The organism is Natronoarchaeum sp. GCM10025321 (assembly GCF_042663585.1).
In the GTDB taxonomy this organism is placed as follows: Archaea; Halobacteriota; Halobacteria; order Halobacteriales; family Natronoarchaeaceae; genus Natranaeroarchaeum.
In genome coordinates, this window is the sequence record NZ_JBHTAN010000006.1 from 14,089 (window position 1) to 33,865 (window position 19,777).

Below are 19,777 nucleotides of genomic sequence, written 5' to 3' on the forward strand. Positions count from 1 at the left end.
CGCTCAGCCGCTCCGCTAGCGGAGGCGCGTCTCGACGTCCTGGACGAGCACTGTCACCGCCTCCGCGCGCTTCGTCTCCGCCGCGGTCGAGTCGCGGGCGGCGGTCACCTCGTCGACGAGTTCGTCGTCCGGCACCCTCGTCGAGAGGTCGAGCACGCGATCACAGACTGCCCCGGTTAGCTTCGGCACCACGTCGCTCACACTCGCCCAGACGTCCTCGTTGGTCGGTGGGGTGGCCTGGTCCTCGGCGTTGGCTGCGATCTCGTCGACCAGCGCGTCGTATTCGGCTCTCGTCTCTAGCTCCATCTCAGGCGTCCTGGACCTGCTGGAGGATGTCCGGTGCACTGGCCAGCGCGTCGTCGAGGGCCTCCGTGTCGGGGCCGCCACCCTGTGCGAAGTCCGGTGGGCCGCCACCGCCGCCGCCGACCTCACTGGCTAGCTGGCTGACGACTTCGCCCGCGTTGACTGCGACGTCGTCGGGGACGGCGACGACGAACTGTGCACCGTCCGCGCTACTGCCGATCACTGCGACTTTCCCCTCGTCGACGATGGCGTTGGCCGTCGCCCGGAGTTCGTCGACGCCGCCGTCGAGACGCTGAACGACCGCCGTCACGTCGTCGAACTCGAACTCGGAGGCGTCCGACCCACCGCTGGCGCGCACCTCGGCGAGTTCCTCCTGCAGCGCTTCGATGCGCTTGCCGCGCTCTTTCCACTCGGTGAAGAAGCGCTCCGCCGTCTCCGGCACCTCGGTCGGCGTCACGTCGAGGATTTCGGCGGCCTCGTAGAGCGCGTCTTCGGTCTCCTGTGTGGCCTCGATCGCTGCCCCGCCGGCCGAGAAGACGAGTCGCTCGACGCCGTCCTGCACGGGTTCTGCATTGCGGATCTTGATCGAACCGATCTCGCCGGTCCGGGAGACGTGAGTGCCTCCACAGGCCTGTACGTCGTCCTCGACGTGGATCAGCCGGATCTGCTCTCCCGGCGGGATCCCGCCCTGATAGAGGTCGAAACCGTACTCTTCCTGTGCGTCGTTGCGATGGGGCCACTCCTCGGTGACGGAGTGGTTTTCCATCACCAGTCGGTTGGCGACCCGTTCGATCTCTTTGACGTCCTCGCGGTCGATCCGATCGTAGTGGCGCAGGTCGATTCGCGAGGAGTCGACGCCTTTCTGTGCGCCGGCCTGCCGGATGTGCTCGCCGAGCACCTGTCGCGCGCTGTGGATGACGATGTGGGTCGCCGTGTGGTTACGCATTAGCTGTCGGCGGCGTGCCCCGTCGATCTGTCCTCGCACCATCGCGCCCCGGTTGAGCGGGTCGTCGGTCCGGTGGCGGATCACGCCGTTCTCGCTCTGGGTGTCGGTCACCGTCACCGTCGCGTCGTCGGTCGACAGCGTCCCGACATCGCCCGGCTGGCCACCGCCTTCAGGGTAGAACATCGTCTGATCGAGCACGATGTCGTAGCCCTCCTCGCGCTCGAAGACGTCGAGCACGACCGCCTCGAACTCGGTGCCCTGCTGGTCGTCGTAGTAGAGCTTCTCGGTCTCGGGGAGGTCCTCGAACCGGTCGTCGATACTCTCGGCGTCGAGATCGCCCGCGCTCTCGTCGTCGTGTCGCTCGGCGACGAGGCTGTAGAAGTCGTCGGGTACCTCGACAGTCGCACCCTTCTCGTCGGCGATCTCCTGGACCATGTCCGGCTGGATGCCGTGAGAGTCGTACAGTTCGATCAGCTCCTCGGTCGGGACTGGCTCGCCCTTCTCGCTGTACTCCTCGGCGAGCTGTTCGACGCGTCGGGAGCCCCGGTCGAGCGTCTCGCGGTACTTTTCGACCTCGGTCCGGACGATGTCCCGGATCGTATCGCGGTTCTCGTAGTCGAGTCGCTCGGCCTGCATGTCGACCAGTTCGTCTAGGGGGGCGTCGACGCCCACGCTGTCGACCAGTCGTTTCGTTCGGCGAAGCACCATCCGTGCCAGATAGCCGGTGCCGACGTTCGAGGGGACGATTCCGTCACCCAGCATGTACGCCAGCGTCCGCGAGTGATCGGCGATAGCGTAGATGTCTTCGAGCGGTTCGAGCAAGGACTCCAGTTCCGCGACGTCGACGCCGACGGACTCGGCGATCTCGCCGCGCGCGGCCTCGACGTCCTCGGCCTCGTCGATGTCCATCTTGCCCGAGAGTTTCGAGGCTTCCTGTACGATCGATTCCTCTTTGTCGGTGTGGTCGATCCCCGCGTTCTCTTTGAGGAACTCGATCGTCTCGGGGTAGACCGCCTCGTAGACGGTCGGAGTCCCCTGACTGACCCACGTCCAGCGTTCCAGCCCGTAGCCGGTGTCGACGACGTAGGTGTCCATCTCCGAGTAGGTGTTACCGTCTTTCATCTCGTACTCGCCGTCGGGGTCCTGTTCGAGCGACATGAAGACGAGCGTCGCGAGTTCGACGCCGCGGTAGATGACCTCGATTGCCGGCCCGGCGTTACCGCCGCCGACCCACGGGTCCTCGATGTAGACGACCTCGTCCAGATCGACGCCGACCGCCTCGAAGAGGCCGTCGCAGTACTCGACGGTCTCGTCCTTCCAGTAGACCTCACCGTGATAGGCGTACTCGTCCTCGTCGACCTCCTCTTTCGTGTTGAACGCGTGATGGGCCATCATCTCGAAGGCCATCGTGTGCCGGCCCGTCTTGCCCACGTTGTCGATATCCTGCATTCGGATGCAGGGCTGGCTGATACAGAGCGGGTTCGCCGGCGGCGGCGTCTCACCGCTGGTTACCAGCGGCTGGAAGTCGTAAATCGACGCCTGCGTGAGCAAAACGTCGTCCCGCCAGCGGTTCGCTGCGACGGGGTACGGTTCGACCCGCTCGTGATCGTGCTCCTCGAAGTACGAGAGGAACGTCTCGCGCATCTCGGTCAGACTGAACTCCTCGTCGAAGCCAGTGTCCTCCATGAAAGAGTACTCGCCACACGGGGGTTCGCCACACGTCTCGCGGTCGTGATCGCGCGTCCAGAAGTGAACGCCACACTCCGGACACTGCTTGCGGACGAAGTCTTCCTCCTCGAAATACTCGAGGCGGTACGCCTCCTCCAGTTGACTCATTACTCGCACGTCGCTCCGCGGAGAGTAAAACAGTTCCGCAACCGCCGTTCGGGAGAGCCCGTTCCCTGTTCAGCACGCAGTCGGCCCGATTTGAAACCACGACTATGTGTCTCTAACCCGTCTTTTGCAAGCGTTTACTATACTGTGTGGTATACGATAACACGTTATGCCTCGTTGTACCGCGTGTGGCGGGCACCTCCGACGTACAGAGTCGGCCAAATGCGTCTGTGGCGACCGTCTCCACTCGTCCTGCCGGGAGTATCACGTCGATTTCGACTGTGAAGCGAGCCAGGAGCGCTGGATCGGTGCAGTAGAGTTCTGGTGTCGACGCGCCACTCCCCGTCGTCGGATTCGACGTCCGGGAGTTCGGCAAGTCGCGGAGCGACGCAGTCCCACCACGCCTCGCCGGTAGCGTAGCCCGCCGGCTGAGTCGGGTAGACCTCCTCGACGAAGTCCGCATCAGTGGCCGAGTGACGATCGTGCAGATACTCGTAGGCGGCCCGCACGGCGTCTCGCCGCCACTCGCGCATCAGGTCGCTCGCGCCCGGGAACGACAGTTCGTCGAGTGCGGCTTCGACCGCCTCCTCGTCCTCCATGGTAACGACGACGGTGCCGCCGGCGACCCGGTCGGCGGGCAGATACCACAGGTCGACGGCGAGGTCCGAAAGCTCCTCGCTCGTAAGCCGTCGCTCGGCATCGTCGTTCCCGTGGACCGCTTTGTGTGACAGCGCGTCGCGCTCGACCAGCGCCGAGAGCGTCGCCCGCACCGTCTCGACATCTAGCCCGGTCTCTTCGGCGACTGTCTCGGCAGTCTTCGGCGTCGCGTCGCCGAAGGTAGCGAGCACCTCGTCGGCATGGTCGAGCGGACTGCCCTCGCCCTCGGTCGGCATACGCGCCCGTTTTTGGCCGGGGGTGATGGACCTTCTCATTCTCGTCGCGCCGAGTCGAAAGACAGGTTTCGGTCCCGTCCGTCTACCGGGGTATGCTCACTATCTGTTCGGATACACACAGCCACGACGGGCACGCGTTGACTGGCCGCACGCTGGAGGCGGTTCGGGAGGCCGACCGCGTGATTCACGCGGGCGATTTCACGTCGCCGAGCGCGCTCGAGGCGTTTCAGGAGGAGGCACGACGTCTAGACGCAGTCCACGGGAACGCCGACAGCATGGCAGTGCGGGACCGGCTTCCGACGGCCCGCACCGTCGAGTATCAGGGGGTTCGCTTTGCAGTGACCCATCGCCGCGACGGCGGCCCGACCGCGCTCTCGCTGTTCGGCCGCCAGCGCGAGGCCGACGTGGTCGTCTCGGGGCACTCACACCAGCCGTCGGTCGTCGACGCCGATGGACTGACACTGCTCAACCCCGGGAGTCACGCCGACCCTCGCGGTAATCGGCCGGGCCATGCGGAGCTAGAACCGGCAGGCGGCGGACTGGCTGGTCGACTCTGCCAGCCGGACGGAACCGTCTTCGAGGAGTTCAGGATCGAGCCGTAGAAGCGCCAGCGGGGACGGACCACAGATGCATGACCGCGACGGCCTCGCGAACATCGCGCCGAGAGAGGGTCGCGGCACAGGGCGCGAGCCGCAAAGTGGAGGGCTGCGGGCGGCGGGGCAGACGGGCGGCCGCGGGCGGTCCATCGATGGCAGGGGCAGACCGATCGGACCGACCGCATTGCGGTTCGGTTGGCAGGCATCTACGTCCTCTGGAACGGACGCACTTACGGCTACGAGTACCGGGGAAAAATAGCCATCGTAGAGTCAAACAACGGCTTTAGTTATCGTAATCGCGTCCAAATCCCCACCGCTTTCGGCCGGATATGGCCTACACCCGGTGAATTCGGACGTACCAGATCACGAACCACGCGAGCATCACCGTCGCGCCGCCGGCGAAAAAGAGCGCGCCCGGCGGAAGTCCTGCTCCATCGAGGAGCCCGAAATCGTCCTCGATCAGGGGGATATCCAGACTGTCGCCGTCGGCGGCCGTCGGATCGGCGTCGGCCGCGCCCGAATCCTCTTCGCTCGCGGTACCGATCTGTCCGGAGTCTTCGGTCGCTTCTCCATCAGTTCCTGACTGCTGGCCGTCGTTGGCCGCCGAGTCGAACAGCCCACTGCCAGCAATCGCCTGGATGAGCAGGCTTGCACCCGCGACGGCAGCAATGCCGCCGATCAGTCGCTTGAGCGCCGCGCGGAGTCCGGTCTCTTTCGACTCGTCGCCGGCGAAGACGACGAGCGGTTGGTCGGTCGGCCCGTAGACGTTCATCTCGCGGCCCTTCTCGGAGTAGGCTGTATCGATCACTCGGACGACGTTCGCGTCCTCCAGATTGCCGAGGTGGTACTGGGCGTTCTGTAGGGAGGTATCGATCCGGTCGGCCAGATCGGAGGGGGTGCCGGGGTCGTCGTGGAGCGCCGTCAGAAGTTGTCGGGCCGTGTTCGAGGAGAGCGCAGCGAGAACATCGTCGGCCTCCTCGCTGTCGATCCCAACCACTCTGGGTTCGCCGTCATCGACGGACGAGGTGTCGGGGATGGAGGGTAGTAGATCAGCCATACTACCGTGTCAACAGTCGAACGGAAAGAACTTTGTGCAGTACGGGCCGAAACGCATTTGTCCGCGCCTCCTGAATCCGATAGTATGTACACAGATCCGTTTTTCCTCGGCCTCGTCGGGGTCTTCGTCGGCCTCTTCCTGTTCTTTTTCCTGCTTTTCCGTAAGACTGTGATGTCGTTCAAAGACGGCATCGACGATTCGCGTCGTTGAATCGCTGCTCTCTCAGGTCGCCGTGGTGACGTCCTCTACGACGCCGACGGCCGTCTCGATAGCTTCGCGGTCGATATCCAGATGCGTACAGAACCGGACAGTCGTCTCGCCGAACTCGCTCGCCCGGACGCCACGCTCTTCGAGTGCCGAACAGAACGCCGCGGCGCTCAGTCCGAGCGCGCCCGTCCCGACCAGGACGATGTTGGTCTCGGGCATTTGAACGTCGAGGCCCTCGATTCCCGCCAGTTCCTCGGCGAGCAGGCGGGCGTTCTCGTGATCCTCGTGGAGTCGCTCCCGGTTCGCCAGTGCCTCGAGTCCCGGGGCGGCGATGATCCCGGCCTGTCGCATGCCGCCGCCGAACAACTTTCGCACCCTGCGTGCCTCGGCGATGAACGACTCGCTTCCGGCGAGCATCGAACCGATCGGTGCGCCAAGCCCTTTCGAGAGACAGAACATCACCGAATCGACGTTCCGGGTGATCCGTTCGGCCGGGACATCGTGGTGGGTCGCGGCATTGAACAGTCGCGCGCCGTCGAGGTGGACCGGGACACCGAGTTCTTCTGCGGTTTCGGCGGCGGCGTCGATGGCCTCGGGCGCGATGGCAATGCCGCCTCTGCTGTTGTGGGAGTTTTCTAGCGTCAGCAGTCCGGTGCCGGGCCGGTGGAGGTCCTTCTCGACGTAGCCGGCGCGGATCGCATCGGGCGAGGGAATCCCCCGCTCGCCGCCGTCTATCGTCCGCGTCTGGACCTGCGAGTGCTGGGCCAGTCCACCCAGTTCCCACTTGTAGACGTGGCTCTGTCCCTCGATGAGCACCTCCTGGCCGCGTTCGGTGTGGACGCGCACAGCAATCTGGTTCCCCATTGTCCCGCTCGGCACGAACAGCGCGGCCTCGAACCCAGTGATATCGGCGGCCCGGGACTCCAGTTCGGCGACGGTCGGATCCTCCTCGTAGACGTCGTCGCCGACCTCGGCATCTGCGGCGGCCGCTCGCATCGAGTCGTCCGGTGTCGTCACCGTATCGCTGCGGAGATCGATCATACTCGAAGTCCATCGCCGAAAACGTAAACGGTTTTTCACCTCGCCCGCGAGTTCGTTGTATGGATCCGCGAATCCGTGAACACGCAGAGGTCATCGCACACCACTCGGTCGACCTGCAGGAAGGCGACGACGTCGTCATCGTCGCCCCGCCGGTCGCCTCGGACCTGGTCGTCGCCCTCCACGAAGTGATCGGCGACATCGGTGCGAACCCGATCAGCCTCTCCAGCAACGACCGCGCCCAGCGCGCATACCTCCGTGCGAGCGAGGTAGACGACTTCGAGACGCCGGGCCACACCGAGGCCCTGATCGACGAGACCGACGTCTACATCTCGATCCGGGCGAACGAGAACGCCACCGAGACCAGCGACGTCGACGCCGAAACCAACGCCGCCTACCGGCGCGCACAGAAGCCGATCACCGCCGAGCGACTGTCCAAGCGCTGGTGTCTCACCCAGTACCCCGCCCCCTCGAACGCCCAACTCGCGGAACTCTCCACCGAGGGCTACGAGAACTTCGTCTGGGACGCTGTCAACAAGGACTGGGACGAACAGCGGGAGTTCCAGGCCAACATGGTCGACCTGCTCGAACCGGCCGACGAGGTCCGGATCGTCAGCGGTGACACCACCGACGTCACGATGTCTATCGCCGGCAACCCCGTCCTCAACGACTACGCCGAAAAGAACCTCCCCGGCGGCGAGGTCTTCACCGCGCCGGTCGCCGACAGCGTCGAGGGCGAAGTGCTGTTCGACAAACCGCTCTACCATCAGGGCCGCGAGGTCGAGGGCGTCTATCTGGAGTTCGAGGACGGCGAAGTCGTCGACCACGCCGCCGAAAAGAACGAGGAGGTCCTGACGGAGGTCCTCGAAACCGACGAGGGCGCACGCTATCTCGGCGAACTCGGCATCGGCATGAACCGCGACATCGACCGATTCACCGACAACATGCTGTTCGACGAGAAGATGGGCGACACCGTCCACATGGCGGTCGGACGCGCCTACGAGGACACTGTCGGCGAGGACAACGAGCAGAACGACAGCGCGGTCCACGTCGATATGATCGTCGACATGAGCGAGGATTCGCGGATCGAAGTCGACGGCGAAACGGTGCAAGAGGACGGGCGGTTCGTCTTCGAGGAGTAGCACCGCGGCGAGCGGTGGGCGACGAACGGTGTGAGTCGTCCCGAGGGAGTCGCGGCTTTTTTGCCGAGATTTTTTCGTGAGTGGTTTGCCACGACTACGCGGCCTGTGAGTAACCTGCAACTATCCGGTACCAACAAACTACCCTCAAGCAACAAATATCAAAACAGCAGTAATCAGATGCAAGATGAACGCAGGTTCGGAGACACGGTAGTCGTGCCTGAGGGGGGTGCAAGCTCGGTTGCCTGTCTCCGCGCGCTCGGCAAGCGGGGAATCCGTACCATCGCGATCTCCGAGTCAGAAACCGCACCCGCGCTCGCTTCACAGTACGCCACGGAACGCCGGATCGTGCCCGATCCGATGGAAGATCGTGCGGGGTATCGCGATGCCCTCCTTGCGCTCGCGGAGCGAGCAGACGTCAGGGCTGTCGCGCCGATGCGGGAAGTCGACGTGTTCACGCTCGCACGGAACGAATCGGCGTTCGAGGCGCAGATGCTGCCCACCTTCCCCTCTTTCGAGATGCTGCGGACCGTCCACGACCGGTCCCGGTTGGTGGAGACAGCCGCCGACGCAGGTGTGGCTGTGCCGGAGACGCGACTGCTCGGCGAGGTCGACGACTGGGAGCGACACCAGATCGTCAAGCCGCGGTTGGTGTTACTGGCCGACGAGTACGAGGGAACGACGAGTCCGGATCGGCTCGAAAGTACCGGATCGGCGACGCTGCTCCAGCCAGGCGTCGAGCCGGATCGGGAGAGCATCCGCAAACGGATGGGCCACGAGCCCATCGTCCAGGAGTACGTTCCAGGATCGGAGTATGCGCTCTGGGCGCTTTACGACGACGGCGAGCCAGTCGCGACCTGCGGGAAACATCAGCTCCGGGCCTACAAGTACAGCGGCGGCACCAGCGTCTGCCGCGAGACGGTCTCGATCCCGGACCTGGAGACTGCTGGCACGGCGGTCCTCGACGCGCTCGACTGGAACGGCCCAGCATCCGTGCAGTTCGTCAAGGACGAGCGCACCGGGGAGTTCACGCTGCTCGAGGTCAACCCTCGGTTCTGGTTGTCGCTCGCCTGTCCGATCGCTGCCGGACTGGACTTTCCCCATCTGTTCTGGCAGATCGCGGGTGGTGAATCAGTAAACGGGTCGACATCGTACGAGGACGGCGTCGCGACACACCTGCTCCGCGGGGAACTCGTCCATCTTCACAGTGTCCTCCGGGACGAGTTTCCGCTCGTCGACCCGCCGCGGTTTCGGCAGGCCGCCCGTGATGTCGCACAGTCGGTGTACGACCAGCCCAACTTCGACTACCTCTGTCTCGACGATCCGGGACCGTTCCTCAGAGACCTCAGGAACGTGTTTCCCTGGGGCTCCGGCTAGTCCTCCGGGCGTCAACTGGACACCGACTTCAGGAAATCGAGCCACTGCTTGTGATCGTTCACGTTCACCGACCGGGAGCGCTGGCCGTACCGACGGCCGCGCAGGCTGTTGAGCGCGTTCAGCGCACGGTCGATGCCGACGATGGTGTCCGCTATCTCCTTGCCGTGCTCGTAGGACATCTCCTCGGTCTCCAGTCGGTCGACGAGTTCCATTCGCTCTGCTTTCAGCGCGCGCTTCGTGTCGAGAACCAGTTCTTTCGCTTCGTCCGGGACCCCCTCGACGCGGCGCGTCTCCATCATGAACTCCTGGAGGTCGAGTTCCTCGCCGTTTACCGTGATCGTGTCCGGCGTCTTCGCGCCGATGGTCGCGCTCTGTCTGTTGATTTGCTTGAGCAACTGCTCACGTTCCGATTCGTCCATACCTGACGGTGGCTTCGGGTGGGGAAAAACATTCGGCGACTCCTCGATTCCTGGGAACGACTGCCGCTCAGACCAGCCCAGCGACACCTGCGTTGGTATCGTGCTCCGGCAGGGTGAACCACTCGTCGGAAGCCTCGCGCAGTCCATGAAGTCGGACCTGTCGTTCCCCGCCACGCTTTCTGACCTCGATCATCCTCTCGGAGAGATGCTTGAGTTTGCTGACGTCGCGCTCGCCCGTGACGTTCGTGCAGACCGGGAATAGCTGAAGTCCGGATCTGGAGCCTCCCTCGAGCATCACCTGATGGGCGTACCGAAGCACAGTCATCGAATCTGCGGAGAGTAGTGGAGTGGTTAGACTGTCGAACAGCAGATGGATCGTATCGTGTTCCAGCGCGAGCGACTCGTAGCCGCGCCGCAGACCGAGCATTGCGCCGCCGAAGTCGACCGGAGAGCTCGTCTTCCAGACGTTCTCGTCCGGTTCAGCGTGTCGCCGGTCTTTCGGCGTGGCGTCGACGACTGCAAGCTTCGACGTCGAGGCGAACTCGCTTGCCCGCTCGAACTGTCGGTGGACGTGCTCTGCGGCGTCTTTCGTGGTGATGACGACAGCGCCCTGGTCATCTCCGACAGCACTGGAGAGGAGTTCCCGGGGGAGCGACCCGATGGTTTCGGGACACGCGCCAGTAATCAGTATACTGGCGTCTTCGGGGAACGCCGCGCGAATCTCGTCGACCGTTTTTACTCGTGACACACGCTCACACCTGGTTCGTTTCAATACTCTTTGCCAGTTGTTATAAACATTGTGAGCGGTTCCCGTGACGAGGTACTCCGGGTGGCGATCAGACCATCGCGTCGTCGCCGAGTTCTGGATGCGTCTTCACGAACGCGACGAGGTGGTCGACGTACGACTCGAACGGGGGCGCTTCGATCCCGGTCCCCGCCAGTGCCCGCCGAGTGTTGGGACAGCTATACCGGGTCGGATGGTCGAGATATTCGAGGGTCGCGGGCTCTATCGAGATCCCCCGCGAGTCGAGCCACCGCGCGGCTGACCGTGCGACCGGCTTGATCGTGGGAACCGTGACGGTACGGTGGCCGGCAGCCGCCGAGAGCGCATCGACGAACTCGGTAACGGGGAGCGGCGCGGGATCACAGAGATGGTAGACCTCGCCGATAGCGCCGTCTTGCGTCCCGATGGTGGCGATGGCGTCGACGACAAAGTCCCGCGGGACGACGTTCAACTCGGCGTCGGCCGACCCCGGCACTGCGAACGATAGCGATAGCCACTCCGGTTGAGCGAGTAGCAAAGAGAGCAGGTAGTAGGGGCCGTCGTACTTTTCGGTCTCACCAGTCTCGCTGTCTCCGACCACGATTGCGGGCCGGTAGACCGTCGCCGGGAGGCCCGCCGCCATTCGCTCCTGGACGGCGACCTCCGCCCGGTACTTCGTCTCTTCGTAGTGGTTGTTGAACGACTGGCCCTCCTGCAGGTGCGCCTCGGTAAACACGCCGTCGTAGCGCCCGCTGACGTAGCAGGTGCTCACGTAGTGGAACCGTTCGAGGTCGAGCATCTCGGCGACGTCGAGGACGTTCTCGGTCCCCTGAACGTTCACGCGCTCGGCGAGGTCGGCATCGACGGCGAGGTCGTAGACCGCCGCGAGGTGATACAGTTCCTCGACGCTCTCGAACGTCTCAGCGGGGTCTTCCAGACCTATCTCCTGCTCCGTGATGTCACCCTCGTAGAGCCGGATCGGCTCGTCCTCGTCGCTTCTCTCGGCGAGGTTTGCGGCCCGTCGCTCCGCAGTCTCGCGGTATTTTGACTGGATGAGGCAGGCGACCGGGCCGTCACCGCGCTCCAGCAGGCGCTCGACGAGTGCCGAGCCCAGAAAGCCCGGAAAGCCGGTGAGCAGAACGCGTGGATCGCTCACGGCAACCACCGCCCGATTCGGGTCCGCAGGCGCATCGCGCTGGCGGTCAGTCGGACGAACCAGCGCTTCGGGAGTCGCGCGGGCGGTTCGAGCGGGCCGACGCCGGAGGTCGCTATCGTCCGCGACTCGACGTACCGCCGGAGCCCCGGGAGGCCGTGTCGCCGCCCCAATCCCGAGTCACCGAACCCGCCCATGGGCGAGTCCATCGACGCCCAGCCGACGGTGTAGGGATCGTTGACGCAGACGGTCCCGGAGTCGATCCGGCGGGCGACATCCCGGCCGCGGTCAGTATCCGCCGAGTAGACGCTCGCGTTCAGACCGTACTCGGTGTCGTTGGCGGCCGAGACCGCCTCGTCGACGCCGGAGACGGGATGGACCGAGACGACCGGCCCGAACGTTTCCTCGCAGGCCACCTGCGAGTCCGGAGCTACGCCTTCGAGGATCGTCGGTTCGTAACAGAACGGCCCGACGTCGGGCCGGTGGCGGCCGCCGGTGAGCTCCGACGCGCCGTCTTCGACGGCCCCCTCGACGTGTTGCTGGACTCGCTCTGCTGTCGGCCGTCGATCAGCGACCCGACGTCACCGTCGTAGCCGACCTCGACGCCGAGCGAGAGTTTCCGCGTCTCGCCGACGAAGGCGTCGAGGAACTCGTCGTAGACCGACTGGTCGACGTAGATCCGCTCGGGCGCGAGACAGAGTTGGCCGGCGTTCGTGAACGCGCCGTTCGCTGCGCCCCGTGCCGCGTCGTCGATATCGGCGTCGTCGAGAACGAGCATCGGGTTCTTTCCCCCTAGCTCCAGCGAGCAGTCGATCAGGTTCCGCCCGGCCTGCTCGGCGACCGTCCGGCCCGTCTCGGTCCCGCCGGTGAACGCGACGTAGTCCACGCGGTCGATCAGCGCCGGGCCGACGACGCTCCCCTCGCCGGTCACCACCGAAAGCACGTCTCCGGGGAGTCCAGCCTCCTCGAGGAGTTCGGCCAGCATGAGCGTCGCATAGGGCGTCCGTTCGTCGGGTTTGCAGACGACGGCGTTGCCAGCGACCAGAGCGGGCAACACGTCAGTCGTCGAGAGCGTGATCGGGTAGTTCCACGGGCTGATCACGCCGACCACGCCGAGCGGCTCGAAGGTCTCTATCGCGCTCGTAAGCCCTGGTGCGGGACCGGAGCGATCCTGATCCTCGAGCATTTCCGGTCCCTCCTTCCCGTAGTACGCGCAGGTGTTGACGACGTCTAACACCTCCTCGAAGGCGTCCTCGCGTGCTTTTGCCGTCTCTATCTGAATCGCATCGAGCAGTTCCTCGCGGTGGTCGAGCACGAGGTCCGCAAACCGATAGAGCACTGCCGCTCGCTCCTCGGCGGACTGCTCCGCCCAGGCGGTCTGGGCCTCCCGTGCCCGTTCGACCGTGGCGGCGACATCCGCCGCCTCGCAGGCCGGGACTGTGCCCACCACCTCGTCGGTTGCGGGCGTTCTGACGTCGAGCGAGGATCGGTCGCCGACCGTTCGGACTTGGCCGGCAAGCGCGTCGAGCCGAGAACGTGAGAAGGCTGTCCGTTCCAGCACTGCCGACTGCGAGAGAGCTGACATATATAGAGCGTTGGACTGCAGGACCTACTGCTTTGCCCGACTACCAGTTGCCTGAGTGGGCCGTCGACGCTACTCCACGATCCGCCCCGTCTCACTCCCCGTACGTATGGAAATCGACGGCCTGTTCGAGCAGTTCGTCGGGGATGCCCGGCACTTCCTCGGAGCGCACCGGTCCCTGCTCCTCGATGGTTTCCGGGTCCCGCGGGAAATCCCGGAGCTGAAAGTGGATGTCGATACCGGCTTTCGCACCCTGGCCGAGCGCTACCGGGATCTGGTTGTGTCCGGGCGTGCAGTCGCCGACGGCGTAGACGTCTTCGACTGAGGTCTGGCCGTGATCGCCGACCTCGATCGTTCCGTCCTCGTTGATCTCACAGCCGAGTTCCCGGGCGAGACCGTTGTTGTACTCTGCCCCGTACATCGCGAATCCGCCCCTGTACTCCCGGACGGTTCCGTCGTCGGACTCCGTCCGGCTGCTCGTGGGACGTGGTCCCACGGTGTCCTCGAACTCTATGGCTTTCAGCCAGCCGTCCTCGCCGTTCTGGATGCCGGTAACGTCCTCGTGGACGATGTCGATCGGGTGGCCCTCCAGCATTTCGGCTGTCTCCTCGCTCCACTCGGGATCGTTCCCGCGGGTAAGCAGGTCGACTTCGTCGGTGAAGTTCAGCATGAGCGCGGCGACGTGAGCGGCGCTTTCGCCGTGTCCCATCACGTACACCGACCTGTCGACGAACATGTGTGCGTCACAGTGGAGACAGTAATGAAGACCGCGGCCGGTGCGCGGAAGCGGCGGTTCGGGACGGACGTCGTTGAATCCGGTCGCCAGTACGACCTGCTCTGCGGCGTACGTCCCAGTGTTTCCCGAAAGATAGATTCGGTCCTCCTCGGTCCGTGAACAGGTGGTCACCATGTCACGGTGGATATCACAGCCGTAGCCTTCGAGTTGCTCCTGGCCGATGCCGAGGAACTCCGCCCCGCTGGTCTCTTCGGTCACGCCCAGCAGATTATGGACCTCCTGCATCATCGCTGCGCGACCGCCGCCGCGGCTGACGACGGCAGTGTCGTGTCCGAGTCGTGTGCTGTACAGCGCCGCCGTCATCCCGGCAGGCCCCCCGCCGACGACGATAACCTCGTAGCTCTCTGTTGTCTCCCCCATGTTTCGGATCGATGACTGCGGATGGCAAATAGCTGTGGCCGATGTGCCTCTCGGATGCAACTTCGACGGGCCCCCTGCGGCCGAGTTGGTACTCGTATCGCACACTCACGGTTCGTTTATATGCTGGCTCTGCGATATGTTCTCCGTGTCAACGTTCGTTGTCGTCGGCGGGGACGCCGCCGGCATGTCAGCAGCCAGTAAAGCGAAACGCGACGACCCGGAGATAGATGTCGTCGTCTTCGAGAAGGGCCAGTGGGTCTCGTACGGCGCCTGTGGGCTCCCATACTACATCAAGGGCGAAATTCAGTCGCTCGACGACCTCGTCTCGGTCACCCCCGAAGAGTTCTGTGAGGAGCGGGATATCGATCTTCGCATCGGTCACGAGGTCGTCGATATCGATCGGGACGAGCGCGTCGTCACGGCACGTAGCGAGGGCGGAGACGTGGTCCAGCCCTTCGACCACCTCCTCGTCGCGACCGGTTCCGAAGCGGTCACACCGCCGATCGACGGGCTTGAGTCCCCCGGCGTCTTCACGCTGGGTTCGATGTCCGACGGGACGGAACTCAGGGAGTACGTCGGCCGGGCACGCGCTGAGGGGGACCTCCAACAGCCGGATAGCGGCCCGGCCTGTCAGTTCCTGGAGACCTGTAGCGGGCCGGTCGGTATCGTCGGCGGCGGATACATCGGCGTCGAGATGGCCGAAGCGCTCGCCGCAAACGAGTTCGAGGTCCACCTCTTCCAGCGCGGCGACCGGATCCTCAAACAGTTCAGCGAAGCGACGAGCGAGGCCGTACTCGACCATCTCGTCGAGCAGGACGTCGCGGTCTATCTCGGAGCGGAAGTCGAGACGCTTGCCGGCGACGACAGGGTCGAGGCAGTCGTCACCGACGACGAGCGGGTTCCGGTCGACATGGTGCTCGTCGGGACGGGCGTCAGACCGCGCACTGACCTCGCCGAGGCCGCCGGTATCCAACTCGGCGAGACGGGAGCCATCGAAACAGATGCCTACCGCGAGACGAACCTCGACGACGTCTACGCCGCGGGCGACTGTGCGGAAGCCGAGCACGTTATCACCGGCGACCCGGTGTACGTTCCGCTGGCGCTCACTGCCAACCGACACGGTCGAGCAATCGGGAAGACGGTCGCAGGAGATCCGACCGAGGGCGGCGGCGTCGCAGGCACGGCAGCGGTCAAAGCGTTCGAGATGGAGGCGGCACGGACGGGTATCCTCGACCACGACCGGGCCCGTGCGGCCGGCTTCGATCCGATGACCGAGACGATCAAAGCGAAATCCCGGGCCGGCTACTACCCCGACGGTGGGACGGTCCGCGTGACGCTCACCATCGACCGGCCGTCCGGACGCGTGCTGGGCGGCAGCCTCGCCTCCGAGTACGGCGAGGGTGCGGTCCACCGAAGCCACGCGCTCGTCGGGGCAGTGACCGAGGGACTCTCCGTCGACGACCTCGCCGACTACGACCTTGCCTACGCGCCGCCGTTCAACACCACGTGGGACCCCGTCCTGACGGCCGCGAAAGTGATTGGCGGCCGACGCTGAGCCGTCCCGTTTGGTCGCCGTCTCGGTCCGGTCAGACCGCGCTGCTCGCGGGGCATAGCCCCGCTCGCTACAACGAGGTCTTCGCTACGCTCAGACCTTGCTTCTCGCGGGTCGTTCCTCCCCGCTCGCCGTAACGAGATCCTCGCTCCGCCCGGATCTCGCTCTAATCGTCGGCCGGTGCCGGACTCGAATCGAGACTGTCGTCTTCTGCGTACGGGTACCAGGTCCGTTTCGTGTTGTGCATGTACGGATCCTCGTAACTCGTCTCCTCGGGTTCGACGATGTCGTCGAGGGCGTCCTCGTCCAGTCGCGCGATGAAGTCGCGGAACGTCTCGCCGCCCTCGCGCTGGGACTCGAACGTATCGAGCAGGTTCTCGATAGCGCCCGGAACCTCGTCGGCCGGGATGCGCTCGGCGACCCACTGTGCGAACTGCGGGTTCTCGCCGAGGCCGCCGCCGAGGCCGATGTCGAGTGCTTCGACCGGTTCGCCGTCCTTGCGCGTCTTCATGCCGCGCAGGGAGATGTCGGCGATCTGGGGCTGGGCGCACGACGCCGTACAGCCCGAGAGGTGGATGTGGAAATCCTCGACGCCCTCGGGCAGTTCGACGTTTTGCTTCAGCCAGCGGGCGAACCGCACCTGGCGGTTCTTCGTCTCGACGATCGAGAGCGAACAGAACTCGGTGCCCGTACAGGCGACCGAACCGCGCATGAACGGATGGGGGTCCGGCGAGTAACGTTCGAGCAGGTCCTCTTCGAGGAGCGCGTCGAGGTCTTCCTCGGCGACGTCCGGAATGATGACGTTCTGTCGCTGGGAGACCCGCACCTCGCCCGAACCGTACTCTTCGGCGACACGGGCCAACTCAGCGGTGTCGTCGGCACCCATCCGCCCGACGAGGACGTTGAGTCCAACGTAGTAGTTATCGTCGCGCTGTTCGTGGACACCGATCAGGTCACCGTGCTCGTCGCCGCCGGCGTTGTAGGTGTACTGCTCGCGGAGGTCCGTTCCTGCGGTCTCTAGCTCGAAGTCGACGAACTCGTCCTGGAGCACGTTGCGGAACTTCTCCGGGCCCCACTCGTCCATGAGGAACTTGACGCGAGCGTTGTAGCGGTTCTCTCGGTCGCCGTGCTCGCGGAAGAGCGACGAGATGCCGCCGGCGACGTCCGCAGCGTTCTCCGGTCGCGTGAACACGTCGAGTTCGCGGGCCAGGCGCGGTTCGTTTCGCGAGAGGCCGCCACCGACGCGGATGTTGAACCCGCGGACCTCATCGCCGTCGACCTCTTTGAACGCCGGTTCGAGTGCGAGGTCGTTGATGTCACCCTGTCCGGAGCCGTCCGGTGCGCCGGTGACCGACACCTTCCACTTGCGCGGCAGATTCGAGTGGTCCTCGTTGCCCTTGAACCGCTCGTTGAGCTCCATGATGACCGGCAGCGCGTCGACGAACTCGGGGGCCTTGCCGGCCATCGGGTTACCGACGATGTTCCGCCAGGAGTCACCACAGGCCTGCTGGGTCGAGAGCCCGACAGATTCGAGTTTCTCGAATATCTCCGGGACGTCCTCGAGTTTGATCCAGTGGAGCTGGATCGACTGGCGCGTCGTCCAGTCGACGTAGGCGTTGCCGAACTCGGGATTCGATGCCGGGCCGGTCGCGTACTCGTTTGCGATCTCGGCGACGACTTCCGTCTGGCCGGGTTCGAGTACGCCGTTCGGCGTCCCGATTCGCATCATGAAGAAGCTTTCCTGCCCGGACCGCTGGTGATACAGGCCCCACCATTTGAACCGCTCGAACCACGCGTCGTGTTCCTCGTCGGGGATCGACTCCCACCCGTCTTCCGCGAACTGCTCCAGATGTTCCCTGATCTCGTTTCCATAGACCTCGCTTTTCCATTTTTCGACGTCAGTTGGCATATGGGCTCAGTAAGACCCCTCTTCATATACGCCACTGCCTCGCGTCAGTTCTCCCCCCATCTACAGTGTACCAGAAAGGATTGCCTGTTGTGGCGTCACGTGTCACGGCCTGGGGTCCCGATCCGTGCTAGAATCGCCCCGAGAGGCGATGCTCGTCCTCGGTGACTCCCTCGACTGGTTCGAGCAGTGACTGCACCTGTCCGGGTTCGTACGCGGAGAACTCGCCCTCGACGACCCGGCCGACCGGTAACGTATCGATCGACCCTTCGGTTCCACAGTCGATACACTGGCCGACGACGCCCGCGACGATGCGACGGCCGTCGACCCCGACATCGTAGAACGCTTCCAGAAGCAGGTGTGCGGTCTCGCACCCACAGAAATCGTGGCGGGCGATCGGCCAGATCTGGCTCACACCGACGGCTCGCGAATCGTTGATGCTGATCCAGGCACCGTCGTCGAGCGTCCGCACGGAGACTACCATAGGTGCCTACAGATCACCCGTCTACCTTAGGCCCTCGCCGACAACAATGCTTACCGGAGCTGTGACGATACAAATACCGAAAAACCGACAGCAGGGGCCGCATTTGACCCGGATCGCTTCGTCCGTGATACCGGAAAGGATTTCTGCTAATCGGGAGTTCGGGTAGGGTTTGTTGCTGAGCGCTCTTTTAAGGAGATACCGTTACAAAGCATAGACGATGACAGACGACTCGTGCGTTGATCGAGTATCGAACCAACAGCATACGTCAGCAGACGTTGCGCCGGAACTCTACGAACGAGACTCGGTGGTCTCCCAATGAGCGAACTCAAAGCGCAAGATGGAGACGATACTGAGGAAGAATCGGACGACGATCACCTCGCGGACGTCGAGGAAGGGGCTGGCTGTACGGAGATCTGGGAGCACCTCTCCGAGCAGCGTGAGGAGTAGCGTCTCCCTCTAGTCTGACACCTGTCGGGTTGCCCGAGTAGGAGGGTTTTTTGCGGTGCCGACGTTACAGTGTTACAATGACTGCTGACTGGTCGGAAGACCAGCGAAACGAACGTTATCGCTCCGAGAGCGGTCCCCACGCGCCACCGGCAGACCGCGAGGAGCCAGTTGGTAACCCTGTGGTTCGGGGCGATGCGAAAGTCACTGGAGAGCACGCGGACGAGGCGGTCCATTTCGATCCCGACGATCCCGAGAGCCTCGACCGTGCGGCCGAGACTGTCGCCGCGTTCGCCGGAAACACGGCCGGCGCGGCCGACAACGTCTACATGCTCCGCGGTGCAGCGGCGTGTGCGGCACTCGTCAGAGGCGAAGGCTCTTACAAGATCGCCGCCGAACGCGCCGGCGGCGAGGCGACGGTCGCGTTTATTCGCAAGTGGGCACGCGTCCACGACCTCCCACAGTCGATCCGGCGACACGTCGCGATGGGTCATATCGCGCCGACAGCCGCGAAACACATTGCACGGGTGAGCGGCACCGCCCGCTTCGACCTCGCGTGGGCGGCGCTCGACAACGACCTCACAGTCCGTGAGATCCGCACGCTCGCCAGCGACGTCAATGACGGCCAGAGCGTGAAGGAAGCACTTGACGGGCACGGAATCCAGCTCGGCGAAGTCTCGCTGTTACTGCCGCCGCACGTCTACCGCGAACTTCGACGGCGTGCCGCAAACGAGGGGATCTCACCCGATCACCTCGCCCATCGTGCCCTCGACCGCGAATTCAGGGAACGCTGATCCCCGCCGTGCATCATAAGGGTTTAATTGCCCCTCCCCCAACCGGTTTGTGTAGGGCCGGTAGCTCAGTTAGGGAGAGCGTCTGGCTTTTAACCAGACGGTCGAGGGTTCAACTCCCTCCCGGCCCGTGCAACG

At 64.4% G+C, this 19,777-nt stretch carries 18 protein-coding genes, 1 tRNA gene and 1 pseudogene; 8 read left to right on the forward strand and 12 right to left on the reverse strand.

What is annotated here, in order from left to right; all coding sequences use genetic code 11:
* Positions 1 to 15: 15 nt before the first annotated feature.
* From ACFQL3_RS02655 to ACFQL3_RS02665, 3 genes are all read right to left on the reverse strand, one after another.
* Positions 16 to 306: a hypothetical protein gene (locus tag ACFQL3_RS02655; protein ID WP_377051140.1), complete on the reverse strand. Its 291-nt coding sequence runs from the start codon at positions 304 to 306 to the stop codon at positions 16 to 18.
* A 1-nt stretch (position 307) separates the two neighbouring features.
* A complete protein-coding gene (gene alaS, locus ACFQL3_RS02660) occupies positions 308 to 3,085 on the reverse strand; it encodes an alanine--tRNA ligase (RefSeq protein WP_377051142.1) in 2,778 nt (925 codons plus the stop codon).
* A 164-nt stretch (positions 3,086 to 3,249) separates the two neighbouring features.
* Positions 3,250 to 3,975 carry a hypothetical protein gene (locus tag ACFQL3_RS02665; protein WP_377051144.1) on the reverse strand — a complete coding sequence of 242 codons (726 nt, stop codon included), beginning with the start codon at positions 3,973 to 3,975 and terminating at the stop codon, positions 3,250 to 3,252.
* 92 nt (positions 3,976 to 4,067) lie between these two features.
* Between ACFQL3_RS02665 and ACFQL3_RS02670 the strand changes: the two genes are divergently transcribed.
* Positions 4,068 to 4,577: a metallophosphoesterase gene (locus tag ACFQL3_RS02670; RefSeq protein ID WP_377051146.1), complete on the forward strand. Its 510-nt coding sequence runs from the start codon at positions 4,068 to 4,070 to the stop codon at positions 4,575 to 4,577.
* Positions 4,578 to 4,905: 328 nt separating this feature from the next.
* On the opposite strand, the gene ACFQL3_RS02675 is transcribed toward ACFQL3_RS02670, so the two are convergent.
* Positions 4,906 to 5,628: an ArsR/SmtB family transcription factor gene (locus tag ACFQL3_RS02675; protein ID WP_377051148.1), complete on the reverse strand. Its 723-nt coding sequence runs from the start codon at positions 5,626 to 5,628 to the stop codon at positions 4,906 to 4,908.
* Positions 5,629 to 5,712: 84 nt separating this feature from the next.
* Here ACFQL3_RS02675 and ACFQL3_RS02680 point away from each other — a divergent pair, with 84 nt between their 5' ends.
* Entirely contained in the window at positions 5,713 to 5,838 is a 126-nt protein-coding gene (locus tag ACFQL3_RS02680; RefSeq protein WP_377051150.1) for a hypothetical protein, read from the forward strand.
* A 12-nt stretch (positions 5,839 to 5,850) separates the two neighbouring features.
* Here ACFQL3_RS02680 and ACFQL3_RS02685 read toward each other — a convergent pair whose 3' ends face one another.
* Positions 5,851 to 6,876: a threonine aldolase family protein gene (locus ACFQL3_RS02685; protein WP_377051152.1), complete on the reverse strand. Its 1,026-nt coding sequence runs from the start codon at positions 6,874 to 6,876 to the stop codon at positions 5,851 to 5,853.
* 59 nt (positions 6,877 to 6,935) lie between these two features.
* Here ACFQL3_RS02685 and ACFQL3_RS02690 point away from each other — a divergent pair, with 59 nt between their 5' ends.
* A complete protein-coding gene (locus ACFQL3_RS02690; protein ID WP_377051154.1) occupies positions 6,936 to 8,015 on the forward strand; it encodes an aminopeptidase in 1,080 nt (359 codons plus the stop codon).
* A 177-nt stretch (positions 8,016 to 8,192) separates the two neighbouring features.
* Positions 8,193 to 9,389: an ATP-grasp domain-containing protein gene (locus ACFQL3_RS02695; RefSeq protein WP_377051156.1), complete on the forward strand. Its 1,197-nt coding sequence runs from the start codon at positions 8,193 to 8,195 to the stop codon at positions 9,387 to 9,389.
* 11 nt (positions 9,390 to 9,400) lie between these two features.
* Here ACFQL3_RS02695 and ACFQL3_RS02700 read toward each other — a convergent pair whose 3' ends face one another.
* The 5 genes and pseudogenes from ACFQL3_RS02700 to ACFQL3_RS02720 all read right to left on the reverse strand — a co-directional run bounded on the left by ACFQL3_RS02700 (position 9,401) and on the right by ACFQL3_RS02720 (position 14,462).
* The gene (locus ACFQL3_RS02700) at positions 9,401 to 9,808 is read right to left on the reverse strand and encodes a DUF5788 family protein (RefSeq protein ID WP_377051158.1); all 408 of its coding nucleotides are present in this window, start codon (positions 9,806 to 9,808) and stop codon (positions 9,401 to 9,403) included.
* A gap of 67 nt (positions 9,809 to 9,875) precedes the next feature.
* The gene (locus ACFQL3_RS02705) at positions 9,876 to 10,556 is read right to left on the reverse strand and encodes a DUF7504 family protein (protein WP_377051160.1); all 681 of its coding nucleotides are present in this window, start codon (positions 10,554 to 10,556) and stop codon (positions 9,876 to 9,878) included.
* Positions 10,557 to 10,644: 88 nt separating this feature from the next.
* Entirely contained in the window at positions 10,645 to 11,736 is a 1,092-nt protein-coding gene (locus ACFQL3_RS02710) for an SDR family oxidoreductase (RefSeq protein WP_377051162.1), read from the reverse strand.
* A pseudogene (locus ACFQL3_RS02715) lies at positions 11,724 to 13,309 on the reverse strand (succinic semialdehyde dehydrogenase). The gene ACFQL3_RS02710 and the pseudogene ACFQL3_RS02715 overlap by 13 nt, the downstream one beginning before the upstream one ends.
* Positions 13,310 to 13,400: 91 nt before the next feature.
* The gene (locus ACFQL3_RS02720) at positions 13,401 to 14,462 is read right to left on the reverse strand and encodes an NAD(P)/FAD-dependent oxidoreductase (protein ID WP_377051164.1); all 1,062 of its coding nucleotides are present in this window, start codon (positions 14,460 to 14,462) and stop codon (positions 13,401 to 13,403) included.
* Between the two features lie 136 nt (positions 14,463 to 14,598).
* Between ACFQL3_RS02720 and ACFQL3_RS02725 the strand changes: the two genes are divergently transcribed.
* Entirely contained in the window at positions 14,599 to 16,017 is a 1,419-nt protein-coding gene (locus tag ACFQL3_RS02725; protein ID WP_377051166.1) for an FAD-dependent oxidoreductase, read from the forward strand.
* A 163-nt stretch (positions 16,018 to 16,180) separates the two neighbouring features.
* On the opposite strand, the gene ACFQL3_RS02730 is transcribed toward ACFQL3_RS02725, so the two are convergent.
* Positions 16,181 to 17,923: a nitrite/sulfite reductase gene (locus tag ACFQL3_RS02730; RefSeq protein WP_377051168.1), complete on the reverse strand. Its 1,743-nt coding sequence runs from the start codon at positions 17,921 to 17,923 to the stop codon at positions 16,181 to 16,183.
* A gap of 127 nt (positions 17,924 to 18,050) precedes the next feature.
* Complete coding sequence (locus ACFQL3_RS02735; protein ID WP_377051170.1) at positions 18,051 to 18,404, reverse strand: hypothetical protein; 354 nt, start codon at positions 18,402 to 18,404, stop codon at positions 18,051 to 18,053.
* A 315-nt stretch (positions 18,405 to 18,719) separates the two neighbouring features.
* Here ACFQL3_RS02735 and ACFQL3_RS02740 point away from each other — a divergent pair, with 315 nt between their 5' ends.
* From ACFQL3_RS02740 to ACFQL3_RS02750, 3 genes are all read left to right on the forward strand, one after another.
* Complete coding sequence (locus tag ACFQL3_RS02740; protein WP_377051172.1) at positions 18,720 to 18,851, forward strand: hypothetical protein; 132 nt, start codon at positions 18,720 to 18,722, stop codon at positions 18,849 to 18,851.
* A gap of 77 nt (positions 18,852 to 18,928) precedes the next feature.
* Positions 18,929 to 19,642 (forward strand): DUF7119 family protein, encoded by a 714-nt coding sequence (locus ACFQL3_RS02745; protein WP_377051174.1) that lies wholly within the window; start codon positions 18,929 to 18,931, stop codon positions 19,640 to 19,642.
* A 54-nt stretch (positions 19,643 to 19,696) separates the two neighbouring features.
* Positions 19,697 to 19,770 (forward strand) — tRNA-Lys (locus ACFQL3_RS02750).
* Positions 19,771 to 19,777: the final 7 nt, after the last annotated feature.

Excerpts from the sequence above, each read along its gene's own strand:
- ACFQL3_RS02745 (WP_377051174.1), top strand. The coding sequence starts at position 18,929 with ATGACTGCTGACTGGTCGGAAGACCAGCGAAACGAACGTTATCGCTCC.
- ACFQL3_RS02740 (WP_377051172.1), top strand. The coding sequence starts at position 18,720 with ATGAGCGAACTCAAAGCGCAAGATGGAGACGATACTGAGGAAGAATCG.
- ACFQL3_RS02670 (WP_377051146.1), top strand. The coding sequence starts at position 4,068 with ATGCTCACTATCTGTTCGGATACACACAGCCACGACGGGCACGCGTTG.
- ACFQL3_RS02665 (WP_377051144.1), bottom strand. The coding sequence starts at position 3,975 with ATGCCGACCGAGGGCGAGGGCAGTCCGCTCGACCATGCCGACGAGGTG.
- ACFQL3_RS02655 (WP_377051140.1), bottom strand. The coding sequence starts at position 306 with ATGGAGCTAGAGACGAGAGCCGAATACGACGCGCTGGTCGACGAGATC.
- alaS (WP_377051142.1), bottom strand. The coding sequence starts at position 3,085 with ATGAGTCAACTGGAGGAGGCGTACCGCCTCGAGTATTTCGAGGAGGAA.
- ACFQL3_RS02735 (WP_377051170.1), bottom strand. The coding sequence starts at position 18,404 with ATGGTAGTCTCCGTGCGGACGCTCGACGACGGTGCCTGGATCAGCATC.
- ACFQL3_RS02680 (WP_377051150.1), top strand. The coding sequence starts at position 5,713 with ATGTACACAGATCCGTTTTTCCTCGGCCTCGTCGGGGTCTTCGTCGGC.
- ACFQL3_RS02720 (WP_377051164.1), bottom strand. The coding sequence starts at position 14,462 with ATGGGGGAGACAACAGAGAGCTACGAGGTTATCGTCGTCGGCGGGGGG.
- ACFQL3_RS02690 (WP_377051154.1), top strand. The coding sequence starts at position 6,936 with ATGGATCCGCGAATCCGTGAACACGCAGAGGTCATCGCACACCACTCG.
- ACFQL3_RS02725 (WP_377051166.1), top strand. The coding sequence starts at position 14,599 with ATGTTCTCCGTGTCAACGTTCGTTGTCGTCGGCGGGGACGCCGCCGGC.
- ACFQL3_RS02675 (WP_377051148.1), bottom strand. The coding sequence starts at position 5,628 with ATGGCTGATCTACTACCCTCCATCCCCGACACCTCGTCCGTCGATGAC.
- ACFQL3_RS02695 (WP_377051156.1), top strand. The coding sequence starts at position 8,193 with ATGCAAGATGAACGCAGGTTCGGAGACACGGTAGTCGTGCCTGAGGGG.
- ACFQL3_RS02700 (WP_377051158.1), bottom strand. The coding sequence starts at position 9,808 with ATGGACGAATCGGAACGTGAGCAGTTGCTCAAGCAAATCAACAGACAG.
- ACFQL3_RS02730 (WP_377051168.1), bottom strand. The coding sequence starts at position 17,923 with ATGCCAACTGACGTCGAAAAATGGAAAAGCGAGGTCTATGGAAACGAG.
- ACFQL3_RS02685 (WP_377051152.1), bottom strand. The coding sequence starts at position 6,876 with ATGATCGATCTCCGCAGCGATACGGTGACGACACCGGACGACTCGATG.